This is a genomic window from Alteromonas stellipolaris, assembly GCF_001562115.1.
In the GTDB taxonomy this organism is placed as follows: domain Bacteria; phylum Pseudomonadota; class Gammaproteobacteria; order Enterobacterales; family Alteromonadaceae; genus Alteromonas; species Alteromonas stellipolaris.
Genome location: NZ_CP013926.1, coordinates 3903082 through 3916157 on the forward strand (window position 1 = coordinate 3903082; position 13076 = coordinate 3916157).

General features: G+C 43.5%; 10 protein-coding genes. 9 read left to right on the forward strand and 1 reads right to left on the reverse strand.

Going from position 1 to position 13076, the window contains the following annotated elements; translation table 11 throughout:
- The first annotated feature begins 153 nt into the window (after positions 1 to 153).
- The 3 genes from AVL57_RS16530 (at position 154) to AVL57_RS16540 (ending at position 4473) form a co-directional block, all read left to right on the forward strand.
- Positions 154 to 1314, forward strand: a complete 1161-nt coding sequence (locus AVL57_RS16530) for a GGDEF domain-containing protein (protein WP_061093602.1) — start codon at positions 154 to 156, stop codon at positions 1312 to 1314.
- Positions 1315 to 1555: 241 nt separating this feature from the next.
- Positions 1556 to 3757 (forward strand): VTT domain-containing protein, encoded by a 2202-nt coding sequence (locus AVL57_RS16535; RefSeq protein ID WP_057789466.1) that lies wholly within the window; start codon positions 1556 to 1558, stop codon positions 3755 to 3757.
- Positions 3745 to 4473: an endonuclease/exonuclease/phosphatase family protein gene (locus AVL57_RS16540; protein ID WP_057789464.1), complete on the forward strand. Its 729-nt coding sequence runs from the start codon at positions 3745 to 3747 to the stop codon at positions 4471 to 4473. The genes AVL57_RS16535 and AVL57_RS16540 overlap by 13 nt, the downstream gene beginning before the upstream one ends.
- Here AVL57_RS16540 and AVL57_RS16545 read toward each other — a convergent pair.
- A complete protein-coding gene (locus AVL57_RS16545) occupies positions 4422 to 5426 on the reverse strand; it encodes a LysR family transcriptional regulator (protein ID WP_057789462.1) in 1005 nt (334 codons plus the stop codon). The two genes, AVL57_RS16540 and AVL57_RS16545, sit on opposite strands and share 52 nt — an antisense overlap.
- 422 nt (positions 5427 to 5848) lie before the next feature.
- On the opposite strand from AVL57_RS16545, the gene AVL57_RS16550 reads away from it, so the two are divergent.
- From AVL57_RS16550 to AVL57_RS16575, 6 genes are all read left to right on the forward strand, one after another.
- On the forward strand, positions 5849 to 8449 hold the full coding sequence (locus AVL57_RS16550; RefSeq protein ID WP_057789460.1) for a TonB-dependent receptor plug domain-containing protein: 2601 nt from the start codon (positions 5849 to 5851) through the stop codon (positions 8447 to 8449).
- Positions 8450 to 8567: 118 nt separating this feature from the next.
- Positions 8568 to 9389 carry a sulfite exporter TauE/SafE family protein gene (locus AVL57_RS16555; protein WP_057789454.1) on the forward strand — a complete coding sequence of 274 codons (822 nt, stop codon included), beginning with the start codon at positions 8568 to 8570 and terminating at the stop codon, positions 9387 to 9389.
- Positions 9390 to 9421: 32 nt separating this feature from the next.
- Positions 9422 to 10591, forward strand: coding sequence for a pyridoxal phosphate-dependent aminotransferase (locus AVL57_RS16560; protein WP_057789450.1), 1170 nt, complete (start codon positions 9422 to 9424; stop codon positions 10589 to 10591).
- 249 nt (positions 10592 to 10840) lie between these two features.
- Positions 10841 to 11209 (forward strand): response regulator, encoded by a 369-nt coding sequence (locus AVL57_RS16565; protein WP_057789445.1) that lies wholly within the window; start codon positions 10841 to 10843, stop codon positions 11207 to 11209.
- A complete protein-coding gene (locus AVL57_RS16570; protein WP_057789440.1) occupies positions 11206 to 11790 on the forward strand; it encodes a chemotaxis protein CheX in 585 nt (194 codons plus the stop codon). The genes AVL57_RS16565 and AVL57_RS16570 overlap by 4 nt, the downstream gene beginning before the upstream one ends.
- Positions 11790 to 13073: a sensor histidine kinase gene (locus AVL57_RS16575; RefSeq protein WP_057789439.1), complete on the forward strand. Its 1284-nt coding sequence runs from the start codon at positions 11790 to 11792 to the stop codon at positions 13071 to 13073. The genes AVL57_RS16570 and AVL57_RS16575 overlap by 1 nt, the downstream gene beginning before the upstream one ends.
- The last annotated feature ends 3 nt before the right edge of the window (positions 13074 to 13076 follow it).

The following is a 13076-nucleotide window of genomic DNA, read 5'->3' on the forward strand; positions in this document are numbered from 1 at the left end:
GAATAAGGGCAAAACTTCAACGAAAGATTAGCCATAATAAAGTATAGGATTTAATAACTTTATCTAATTTACAATACCAGCCTTAGGATGAGTGCCCTATTGCACTTTTTATACTTTGGTATAATTCTGCCTCGAATCAATCTTAAGGGCTGTGTGTTGTATTTTTTTCTAGCCACCTGCATTCTTGTTTCTATCTCGGTATGTGCGGCACTTTGCGGCTACTTCACGATAAAAACGGTATATCAGAAAAAGACAATATTCCGCTACTGGTCAATTGCCAGTGGCTTGCTTTGCGGTAGCTTAGTTACTCGCCTTTGCGACACCCTATTTGCACTCCCCTCTTCTTTTTTTATTTTAGGGCTGATTGCTCTTTTAGTAGGCTTCTATCAGATATTTTTGGGGTTAGAGTCGCTTCAAAAGCACAAAGACTACAAACTTAACCGCCATGCACTTCCTGTACTCGGGGTGGGTGTAAGTGGAATTTGCGTGTTATGGACAATGCCTGCACTGGCCGAATCTGTGGCCATGTTTTTTTGTGCTGCGCTTGTGCTGTTGAGCGAGGGCGTACTGTATAACGATAATAGAGTAAAAGAGGAAAGGCGCGCCTTACTCCGCCGTTTGCTGCTTATCTCCTCTTTTTCGCTTTTCTTACATGGCACGGTATCGGTGGTAAATTCTATTACCGGCGGTATGGATGATTTATCGTTGCTGTACCAATTCACTTCTATGCAAATGGTGATAAGTGCAGCATTAATTGTTTTATCGTTGATGCGATGCAGCACAGAGCCAGCTTCTCAATCACGTTATGCTCGTTCGCTTAGTCGCTCTGGTGCAGTGGTACTAACCCGTGACGATTTTATTCAACAAGCCATAAAGAAACTTCAACACACTGATAAAGATGAAAACGTGCTCTTGCTAGTTGAAATAGATGGCTATCAGGAAGTTATCGATAACTACGGTGCAAGTGCCGGTGAAAGCGCCAGTTATCAAGTGGGCCAGTCTCTCATTCATTTTACCCGCTCCAATGATATAGCAGGGCAAATAAGTGAGAGTAAATTTGCGATTATGCTAAGCGGTGTCACCATTGATTCGGTTCATGTAGTCGCAGATAGATTAGTGAAACAAGTGTTCTCTAAAAATGTCCAAACACTGGAAAGCGCCCCCATGTTTACTGCCAGTATTGGTATTGCGCCTTCATCTGATATCGTATTTTCGTGGCAACAAGGAGAGCCCTTCGATGTAGCCAGCATTAAACGGCAAGATGGAACCAGTTTGGTTTACATGCTGCCATCGCTTTTAACGGCTACGCTGTAAATTATATGCTTTAACACCCCATCTTTAGCTCATCCGTTCATTACGCCTCAATTACTCTATTTCTGTGAAAAAGTTACACTTTAAAATTTTAGCCAATTGAAAAATTTTCACTGAAAAATCCTTAAAACCAATAATATTAATAAGTTAGCGTTCAAACTTACCACTACAGTGATCCGGAACGTTTCCTGCAACTTCTCACGTATATTTACTTTATTACACGGAAGCGATTTCGGGAGACGACATGGTTGATAACAATAATATATTCAAACCAGGTGAAAACTGTTGGGTTAGCAGCAAAGCTAATTTTGTTGCACCACTGATAGACTGTGGAAACTATTACAAAGCGCTACACAGCGCTATTGTAAAAGCCAAGCACAGTATTTTTATCATTGGGTGGGACATTGATAGTCGCATACGCCTTTTAAGAGGTGATGATGAAGCAAACAGTGAAGCCCCAAGTGTTGTCAGCGATTTACTTGCGTGGAAGGCAGAAAATAACCCCGACTTAAATATTTACCTACTACGCTGGGATTCTTCTCTCGCGTTTTTTTCTAAACGAGAAATGTGGGCAAAAGAAGTGTGGGAAGAGAAGACGCCAGATAACGTGCAAACCGAGCTTGATGACACCATTCCTATGGGCGGCAGTCAGCACCAAAAAATTATCGTTATAGACGATGAACTGGTTTTCTCTGGCGGCATGGATATTTCAACGAACCGTTGGGACACCCGTGACCACCCTGTTGAGTCAGAAGAGCGAGATGGCCCAGACGGTGAGTATGCACCACTACACGATGTGCAAATGGTCTCTTCAGGCCCCGTAGTGGCCGATTTTTCTAAATTAGTGCGCTGGAGATGGCTGAGGGTTGCCGAAAGTGAACCAGTAGAGATTCGCGAGCAAGCGGATACGTCTTTAGATGGCCCTATTCCCGACACGTGGCCGGAGGGTTTCCCGCCTATATTTGAAGAAGTCGATTGTGCGCTAGCCAGAACCATTCCGTTTATGGACGAAGTTGAGCCCGCGCAAGAAGTACGCACTATGCTGCTTGATTTGATTGGTCAAGCCGAGTCGCTTATCTACATCGAGAACCAATTCACTACTCGTCAGGAAATTGCTGAAGCGCTGAACAAACGTATGAAGGCGCGCCCTGATTTACACGTTATCATTGTGAGTTCTTACGAGCCTAAAGGTAAGTTCGAATGTGAAGCCTTCTGGGCAAGCCGTATTGAATTTAAATCTATTCTTGAAAAAGACATCGACCCGAAAAGAGTAAAATTGACTTACTCGTCGTGCGAAGACTTACAAGGCAGGAAAGCCTACAAACGCATTCATTCTAAAGTTATGACCGTTGACGACAAATACTTAGTGATAGGTTCGTCTAACCTAAGTAACCGTTCTATGACGCTTGATACCGAAATTGACGTTGTACTTAGCGGCAATAGCGACTTAAACCGAGCGGCCATTTTGAACGTTCGTAATGACTTGCTTGCTGAGCATACGGGTAGAGACATCTCAGATATGCCTGCATTGTTCGCTGAAGAATATCCTGTTGAAGCATTAATCCATGGGCAAATTGCTCACGGGTATGTATTAACAGAGGTTCGTGATGAAGTATTCACTACGCAGTCAGTGAACAACGTATTTCGTTCTTTGTCAGATCCAGAGGAGCCATTGATTTCTATGCCTTCATTCGATGGCGGGGCACTACCCGCGCGTAACCCAAGACGTCGAACTATCATGATCATGCTGGGGGTGGCCGTTATTGCTCTGCTCGGTGGCCTGATGTTTTGGGCTAGCCAATCCATTTCATGGTTAAGTGGTGAAAGCATTAATGCGTTTCTTGAAAAGAGTCGAGGAACTTATTTTGCGCTGCCTACGGTACTATTAGTTTACGTAGTGGGAGGCATACTCTTCTTCCCGGTTACTGTATTGTCGTTAGCGGTTGCCGCTATTTTTGGACCCATTTGGGGGCCAATATACGGCATCATGGGTGCACTGCTAAGCTCTGCAATTTTATTTGCTATCGGTAAACTTTCTGGTGACGCTGGTCTTCGAAAAGTAGGTGGACCCAAAGTAGAAGCCTTGGATGAGAAGCTTAAACAAAGCGGGATAGTGGGTGTTGCTGCCATCAGAATGCTGCCTATTGCGCCGTTCAGCCTAGTGAACTTAGTCGCCGGTATTTCGTCTATTGGTTTACTACAGTTTCTAATCGGTACCTTCTTTGGCATGTTCCCTCCAATGATTGCGAAAGGACTGGTAGGCGACTCTATCACTCAAATCTTCCGCAACCCGTCGGTTGAAACCATTAGCTATTTAGTGGGTGGTATCGTGCTGTGGGGATTAATGATTTGGGGTTCTCAAAAGTTCGCTCGCTATTATCAGGAAAACCGTCAAAAGCGTGCATCAGATAATGAAGCGTCGGAAAGTAAAGAATGTGCCGCATAATTAGTTACAACATTCACAGTGGGCTGGGCAGAGACAAGTTACAAAACTATCAGCGAATTGGGCAATTCCTAGCTGAATCGGGTGCCGATATTGTACTGTTACAGGAGATGGACACACGTCCTTCAGAGCGTGCAATTGAGCGAGATATTGAAGATATTTGTGCTAAAAATGTCTACAACTTGGTGTCTTCTCCAGCGCTAAACGAGCCAAGCGGATGGTATGGCAATGCCATACTTTCCCGTTTCAAGGTTCTTGAACAAGAAACCTTCGACGTAAGTCAGCATGGGCGACAGCCCAGAAATGTACAAGTAGTGGTATTACAAACTGACAAGGGGCCACTTACCGTAGTTAACACCCACAAAGGGCTGAAACGATTAGAGCGCCGCTCGCAATTTGCCTTATTGCATGATTATCTTGAACAAAGGCTGCAAGCTAATCCAATGCCATTGGTATTGGCCGGAGACTTCAATGAGTGGCAATTCTTTTCTCGGGCTTTCACCTCGTTAAATCAGCTTTTGAATCAAAAAAAGGTAGGACCGACTTTTCCTAGTCAATTTCCTATTTTTTCTTTAGATCGTGTGTGGGTAAGTGATGACATCACTGTTTCACAGTGCAAAAAGCTCACATCTAAAAAGGCAAGGGTCTTTTCTGATCATCTGCCAGTTCAACTAGACATCAAACTTCCAGAAGCTAATACCCCTTTCATTTCTGACTGATCAGTAAATGCCAAGGAACCTCGCCAGTGTTGCAGCGCTTGCTCACTGGCGACAACCTGCTTTATCACTTTAAGCATTTTTAACACGGCCTCATTCAACGGACTCGTTTTGTTTGTGGCAGCCAGCACCAGACGCTGCATTTCTGGCTCAACTATTTTTAAGGTTGAAACCAAGCCCGATTCTTCAAGATGAAAAATGGCCGACGTCGGTAATATCATCACCCCCTCACCTTGCATAACTTGTCGCAAACCTGTCATTAACTGCCCCGAATAGGCTAGATTATGCTGCAAACATACCCCTGTGGCATTTTCATAATGTTCGATGAGTTTACCTAAAGCATCTTTATTTCCAGGCGATAGCAAAGGGAATTGGCTCAATGCCCAAAACGGAATACTTTCTCTGCCCGCTAGGTGGCTGTATTCACTGGACGTTGCTTGATTGGCCATCACTAAATGCAAATTCTCACGAATAAGCGGTGAAACCGTCATAAACCTTGGGTCAACGTCTTGCTCATAGGTTAATGCAATATCGACTTGCCGCCCTTCTAGCCACCCCTTTACTGAATACGAAGGGCCGGTACTTATTTCCAATTTCAGTTTCGGATGGTTTTGTTTTACTTCAGCAATAAGCGGCATGGAAAGTACATTGCCAATAGAAGGAAGCATACCCACTTTTACCGTGCCTGCAGTCTTACCCACTAACTCTCGCAGTTCAGATTTAGCCGTATTGATATCATCCATGAGCCTAGTGGCATGGCCGAGAAACAAGTCGCCTGCTGGTGTTAACGTTACTCCAGAGAAAGTTCGACTTAGCAATTGCGCTCCCATCTCTCTTTCTAGGCTTGCCAATTGCTGACTTATGGCTGGTTGAGCGATATCAAGCTCACGTGCTGCACCTGCAATACTGCCTTTGTGAACTGTGGTCAAAAAATACTGAAGTTGTTTAGAGTTCAATGTCTAGTTTCCCGAATATGACAGTTTTGTAACACATCGTCATAAAGCACAGGTCGCTTTATTGAGATTAAAATCAGCAAGTTACATGCCACAGACCAGTAAAGCCCAACTGACACTTGTTAATATAAAGTTAAGCTTGAAGCGGCGTTTATTTTTTTATCGTCACACTGAAACAATTAAGACCAATTAAATCAGCTAGTTAAATAGAGCCTCAATACTTTTCTTATACCCCTCAATATTCTTTTTTCTTTCGCGATTTTAAAAGAATTTTTAGCCTGAGCACTAATACAGGTAACCACACAAAACATTTATAAGATGCTGGATGCATCAAGGTGGTGCTTGTTATGCCAAACGTGGGCGGCATTAATCCCTGCTCCAAGTGAAGAATAACAACTCATAACGGCTCGTTTTAGGGAACACACATGAGAAAAAACAAAATACATAATTCAATTGCACTAGCGTTCACTGGAATCACTTTATCTTTGGCAGCACCACTCGCGCTAGCGCAAGAAGCTGAAGAAACCGCAGTAGATACTCAAAATGTTGAAAAAATTGCTGTTGTTGGTGCACGTGGTGCACCTCGGTCGGTAACTAGCTCGCCTGTACCTGTTGATGTATTAAGTGCTGAAGATATTGAAGCAGTAGCCTTCACCGACATGAACAACGTACTAATGACTTTGGTCCCATCTTATTCAGTAGCTCGACAGCCCATTTCTGATGGTGGTACTTTCATTCGTCCTGCAACTTTACGTGGTATGCCCACAGATAAAACGTTGGTGCTAGTTAACTCTAAGCGCCGTCACAGAGCAGCGTTGGTATCTATTGGGGGTTCTGGTACACAAGGCCCTGATATTGCCACTATCCCTACCGCTGCGATTGGCAGTGTAGAAGTATTGCGCGATGGTGCGGCAGCCCAGTATGGTTCTGATGCCATTGCTGGTGTTATCAACTTCCAGTTAAAAGAAAATACCGAAGGTGGATCGTTTACCGCCGATTATGGAAGCTACTTTGAAGGTGATGGCGACCAAATTACCATTACCGGAAACAAAGGTTTCGCACTTGGTGATGATGGTTTCTTAAGTATTTCAGCGGAATACTCAGACAGCGAAGCCACATATCGCGGCGAGCAGTACTGTGAATCTTGGTTTTGTGTAGATGACCAGTCAGAACAATACATCGCAGATGCCACTGCAATGGCTAATACGGTGCACGGGTCGGACGTAGTTCAGCCTTGGGGACAGCCAAACACTAGCGGCGCTCGTATCTTCTTTAATGCTGGCTATGCATTAACTGCTGAGATGGAGCTTTATGCATTTGGTAACTATTCAGAAAGTGAAGGTGATGGCTCATTCTATTATCGTTACCCAGGTAACGGCACTATAGAAGATATTCGCTTAGAAGATGGTTCTATATGGAGCCCTACTGAATTTTTCCCTGGTGGCTTTACACCGCGCTTTTCTGGCGATGTTACCGACTACTCTTTTGTTGGTGGTATTAAAGGGATGTCTGGCGACTTAGGCTATGACATAAGTGGTCGTTACGGCTACAACGATATTTCATATACGCTTGCTAACACCATTAACCCGTCTATGGGTAATGAGTCACCTACATCATTTCAACCTGGTGACTTAACCAACGAAGAAACACAAATTCAAGCCGATTTCACCTACGACTTTGACGAATATATTCTAGCGTTCGGTGCAAGCTACCTTGATGAATCTTATGAAATATCAGAAGGCGAAGTTGATTCTTACTTTGCAGGGCCTTACGCAACATCTGATCCTTGGGGCTTCTGTGACGGAGATACGGCTAGTGCAGCGGGTTTAGCCGTCATTGCTAACGGTTCTACGCTAGATTGTGCTGACAGTGATGATGCGGTTTATACCGTAGTGGGTGTAGGCTCAAACGGTTTCCCTGGTTATTCACCTGACTACTCAGGTACGTATAGCCGGGATTCTTACGCGGTATATGCCGATGTTTCTGGTGATATTACTGACGAACTGTTTGCACAAGCAGCTATCCGTTATGAAGACTACTCAGACTTTGGTTCTGAAGTGGTTTATAAGGTTGCGGGTATTTATCAAATAAACGATGAAGTTGCGGTAAGAAGTTCATACGGCACAGGCTTCAGAGCACCGACGCCAGGTCAACAAGGTACTACAAACGTATCGACCCGTTTACCTGATGGTTTCCCAGTAGCAACGGGCTTGTTCCCTGCTGGTGGCGATGTGGCCCAAGCGTTAGGTGCAGAAGAGCTTCTTCCTGAAAAATCGACTAACTTTACACTTGGTTTAACTGCTAGCTTTGGTGATTTAACCCTTACTGCCGATTACTACAACATTAAACTAGAAGACAGACTGTACTCAGTATCTACACGCGACGTTTCTACTACAGTAGTTACCGACCCAGACGCTGATGGTTATGCTGCATACCAAAATTACTTAGCACTATCGGGTGCTGGTGTATCAGGTGCAGAATCAATTGGTGGTGTGTTCTTCTTCCAAAATGCGTTTGATACGGTTACTGAAGGTGTTGATCTCGTTGCCACTTATAAGATGGAAACGACCTACGGTTCAACTATGATTACAGGGTCTATTAACTATAACGATACTTCGTTCGACTCAGATCCTAGCGAATACCTAGACCCCGAAGACATGTTCGATTTTGAAAATGGAACGCCAGAAATGCGCGGTGTGTTCTCTGTGACACATAGTTATGATGTGTGGTCTGCGGTGGCACGATTGAGTTACTACGGTGAATACGAAAATGTAGGCAGCGATGATGGTACCGTAATCGATGCCGAAACAATTCAAACCTACGGCTCTGAATTTATGTTTGATATTGAAGGGTCATACCTCATCAATGAAAACCTAACCTTATCAGTAGGTGTACGTAACCTATTTGATAGCTATCCAGACCCTACAATAAATGGTGATGCTTGCTGTGGCCAAGTCTATGACTCAGGTTCAGTCGTCGACTGGCAGGGTGGTTACTACTACACCCGCTTAGCGGCAAGATTCTAAAAGCAACTAATAATAAACACCGGCAAATGCCGGTGTTTATGTTTTTACCCCTCGTTTTGTAAGCAAAATTTAAAGGTCTGTTCATGTTATTAGAAGTATTTGCTGGAGATGTTATTTTATGGAAATAGAGCTTCTCTGGTTCGTTGTTACTCTTTGTATTACAGGTGCTATTGCCGGTATTACTGCTGGTCTTTTTGGTAATGGAGGTGGATTTGTTGTTGTTCCCGCTCTATTAGCTGTATTTCCATTTTTTACGCCCCCATCACAAGAGTTAGTCAAGGTTGCAATAGGCACTTCTTTAGCTTCAATTGTGGTATCTAGTACCCGCTCAGTAATGGCTCACCATAAAAAAGGCGCTGTTGATTTTGATATTCTAAAATCATGGAGCATCTGGATCGTAATGGGCGTAATTGGCGGTATTTATATTGCCAGTAGCACAAGTAGCGATGGTTTAACGGTCGTTTTTGCGGCAGGTGTTTTACTTTATTCTATTTACTTCTTGTTCCCAGAATTTGTCATTCGCCCTGGTGTAGCGTTATCTATGCCTGAAGGTATTGCTAAATCTGCACTTGCTTTTGTACTTGGAGGCTTTTCGGCTCTTCTGGGTATTGGCGGCGGCACACCCATGGTAATTACTATGGTTATCTGTCAACGCACCATCCAGCAAGCGGTAGCCACAGCCGCTGGCGTTGGTTTCCTAATTGGTCTGCCTGGCGCTATCGGATTTCTCTTTATGAAGCATCCTGAAGCCGCCATTCTGCCAGTTGGAACAATAGGCTATATCAATATCCCCGCGTTAGTCGCTATTAGTATAGGGGCCATTATTACGGCACCTATGGGAGCAAAAATGGCGCATAACTTCAGCGAGAAAAAATTAAAACGAATGTTTGGTATTTACTTAGTAATTGTTTCTAGCGCCATGTTTTACAAGGCCCTGTAAACACTTACGATGTTTGAGATAAGGAATTAACAATGTCACATAACGTTTCAAGACGCCTATTTTTGGGTGGTAGTGCTGCCGCTACTGCCATTGGTGCCTCAGGCTTGATTACCTCTGCAGGCCTTCAAGCTGCCACGCCCACTATGTCCAAGGTACTGTATGGTCCAAAGCCAGGTATCGCTAAATTAAATGCGAATGAAAATCCATTTGGACCAAGCTCAGCAGCATTAAAAGCGATTGCTACTGCCTCTGCCGAGGGGGGCGCATACTATGCCTACCCCGCCGCAATGACTTTGCTAGATATGATTGCAGAGCGCCATGGAATTACCCCTAAGAATATTTCGTTAAGTGCAGGTTCTAGCCCAATCCTTTCTTACGCCGCCCTTGCTGCGAGCAAGAAAGGAAAGATTTTAGGCCCCGATCTTTTTTGGGATACCACCTCTAAAGCACCAGAGAAACAAGGTGCACCTGAGATTGTTCGGGTACCTAACACAAAAGACTTAGCAATCGATTTGGATGCCATGTATGCAGCCATTGATGACGGCGTTGGCATGGTGCATATCACCAATCCTAACAACCCAACAGGACGCCTTTTAGACCCTGCAAAGCTTCGAGAATTCTGTATCAAAGCTTCTAAAAAGACGTTAGTACTTGTTGATGAAGCTTATAATGAACTTACAGATGATCCGCCTGCAAACTCAATGATTCCGTTAGTGAAAGCCGGGCACAATATTATTGTTGCGCGAACCTTTTCCAAAATTTACGGCTTAGCGGGTATGCGAGTTGGTTACATGATTGCTTCTGAAGAAAATACAGAATGGATCAATCGCTATGGCATGGGGGGTTACACATTAAACCAAGCTGGTTTAGCCGCAGCCATTGCTTCATATAATGATGAAGCCTTCCTTACGTTTGTTAAAGATAAGGTTGTAGAAGCAAAAGGCTTAGTGATGGACGGCCTCAAGGCTAATGGCCTAACTGCCCTCCCTTCTAGTACTAACTTTGTTTTTGTGGATCTTGGTAAAGGAGATGCTGAATTATTTAGGGCCGCCATGGCGGAGAAAGATATTCACATCCGCGGTATTTATCGCACCTATACTAATTGGTCAAGAGTCAGCATGGGCAAAATCGCAGATGTGCAGCGCTATGTCGATGCTATTCCGCAAGCACTTGAAACAATGACTAAAAAACAGAATTCTTAATTGAGTTTACACATCTTTATTTTATGCGTGCAGCCACTCTAGGCTGTACGCTTCTCTCGTTTTCCCTCATCCACAAGTATTTACACGTAAAGTATAATGCTCATAAATGCCCTCCTTGTCATATACTCTTAAAGTACCTTGTGCAAATACACCTACCTAGGTTTTAGAATCTTAGAATGTCTACTAAGCTTCTTTCAGGCACTGAGAAATTGCACACACTGTTCTAACAGACGTAAAAGGAGGCTGTTGATGGCACTATCTGTTTTAGTTGCTGACGACTCTAAATTGTCACGCCGTAGCGTAAAAAAATCGCTACCGCCGGAATTAGACTACGATATTTCAGAGGCAACGAATGGCCAAGAAGCGATAGATTTGTTAGCTGAAAACACCTTCGACCTTGTGCTGCTTGATTTAACCATGCCAGAGGTTGATGGTGTGGATGTGCTGGAATACTTATCCAAGCGTGAAGATGCCTTCCCTAATGTCATCGTGATCAGCGCAGATTTTCAGCCAGAAAAACAGCGCATCGTACTGTCCTTAGGGGCACAACGATTCATTAGAAAACCATTAGACAAAGAAGAGCTGGCAATGACTATGTTCGAATTGGGGTATCTATGAGCGCTGTAATACCATTAGACGAGGAACAACGCGATGCGCTGCAAGAATTGCTCAATATTTCAATGGGCCAAGCAGCAAATTCACTCGCGCAACTCATTGAAACTAAAATTGATATTTCAATTCCTAAAATAACGTCAGTGACCCCTACTCAGCTTTACACCTTGCTGTTTGGCTCTGCAGATACATTTCATACCCGCCAGTCTTTTCTAGGTGATATTCAAGGTGAAGTGATGTCAGTACTTTCCCGCTCTGGTCTGAACGAGATGGCCAAACTGATGGAATACAGTGAACCGCTGAGTAAAGAAGATGTAGAAGAAATTATACTCGAGCTTTCTAATATTTTAGCCGGCGCTTGTTTGGCAGGCTTATCGAGCCAATTGGAACTGACCACCAATTTGAATATGCCCACGTTGTTTACTCCTAACAAAGAGAACTTCGACGAGCTAAAGTGGCAACATAGCTTAGTCATGGAAGTGCAATTCACCGTAGCCGTTTCATCCTTTTCTATGCGTGTTGTTTTCTGCCTAGATGACGATTCACTGACAAGAATGAAAGATACTTTAGATGAACTTCTAGAATAATGTTTGAGCAACTGGTTGAAAAACTTCCGGTTGGAATTGGCATCGTTGATGAAGATTTTCTGGTTGTTTATTTAAACGACTTTTTTAGAGATCGTCTTCCTCACGAGAATCGCGATTCGTACAAAGACACCCCTGTTACCGATATTTTTAGCGGCCAAGGAAAATTTCTAAAGCGAAGGTTAAAATCGGTTTTTGTTCTCCAGCATCCTAGTTTCAGCTACTGGGAACAGCGCCCCCATATATTTCCGTTTAAAAGCAGTAGACCGATAACTGGCGAAGAAACACAAATGTATCAAAACATGGAGATATTGCCGGTAAAGGACAAAAGCACAGGAAAAAAATACGCCTGCATTTTCTTGCAAGACGTTACCGCGCAAGCCAGCTACTTCCGTACCCAACAAAAGCTATCTGCCGCACTTAAAGAAGAACACGAAGCACAACGCAAACTTATTCGTAAACTTGATACCGCTCAGTCTCAACTCATTCAAGCGGAAAAAATGGCATCAACGGGCCAATTAGCTGCGGGGATTGCCCATGAAATAAATAACCCTATTGGCTTTATCAATGCAAACTTAGACACCCTGTCGCAATACGCTAATAATTTAATATCTATTTGCGATGGGGTAGAAAATCACGTTACCGATTTTAACGATGAAGTAAAAGAACAAATAAAAAACCTTTTCGAAGCACAGCACTATGATTTGATAAAAGATGACATTGAAGAGTTGCTCGAAGAATCGAAAGCGGGCTTAAATCGAGTTAAGGATATTGTCGATAATCTAAAACAGTTTTCCCTCGACAGCACACAAGGTAGTCAGATTGTAGAGTTAAACGACGTCGCCTCACAAACTATCAAGCTTGTATCTACCCAATATGCTTCTCATCACTATAAGGTTGAATCAGCCGACGAAAAGATAGAGATAATGGCCAACCCAGGGATGATAAAACAAGCCTTGATGAACATATTACTCAACGCTGCCCAAGCTATTCCAGACAAAGGCTACGTTAAGTTATCCTTATTAAAAAATAGCGAGAGCATTACGATTAAGGTGCTAGACAGCGGTGAAGGTATAGAGCAAAAAAATATGAAAAGAGTCTTCGAACCCTTTTTTACTACCCGCCCTGAAGGTCAAGGCCAAGGGTTGGGATTATCCACTGCCTATACCATTATAGAAAAGCACAAAGGCAAAATTTCAATCAATAGCAAAGTGAGCAAAGGTACGGTGGTTACAATAGAACTACCTATCACTTCAGAAGACAATTCAGCTACAGCCCCTCAGTAACAT

Bases quoted from the DNA above. Each gene is read 5' to 3' on its own strand.
- AVL57_RS16560 (WP_057789450.1), top strand. From the start codon at position 9,422: ATGTCACATAACGTTTCAAGACGCCTATTTTTGGGTGGTAGTGCTGCC.
- AVL57_RS16570 (WP_057789440.1), top strand. From the start codon at position 11,206: ATGAGCGCTGTAATACCATTAGACGAGGAACAACGCGATGCGCTGCAA.
- AVL57_RS16540 (WP_057789464.1), top strand. From the start codon at position 3,745: ATGTGCCGCATAATTAGTTACAACATTCACAGTGGGCTGGGCAGAGAC.
- AVL57_RS16535 (WP_057789466.1), top strand. From the start codon at position 1,556: ATGGTTGATAACAATAATATATTCAAACCAGGTGAAAACTGTTGGGTT.
- AVL57_RS16575 (WP_057789439.1), top strand. From the start codon at position 11,790: ATGTTTGAGCAACTGGTTGAAAAACTTCCGGTTGGAATTGGCATCGTT.
- AVL57_RS16550 (WP_057789460.1), top strand. From the start codon at position 5,849: ATGAGAAAAAACAAAATACATAATTCAATTGCACTAGCGTTCACTGGA.
- AVL57_RS16555 (WP_057789454.1), top strand. From the start codon at position 8,568: ATGGAAATAGAGCTTCTCTGGTTCGTTGTTACTCTTTGTATTACAGGT.
- AVL57_RS16565 (WP_057789445.1), top strand. From the start codon at position 10,841: ATGGCACTATCTGTTTTAGTTGCTGACGACTCTAAATTGTCACGCCGT.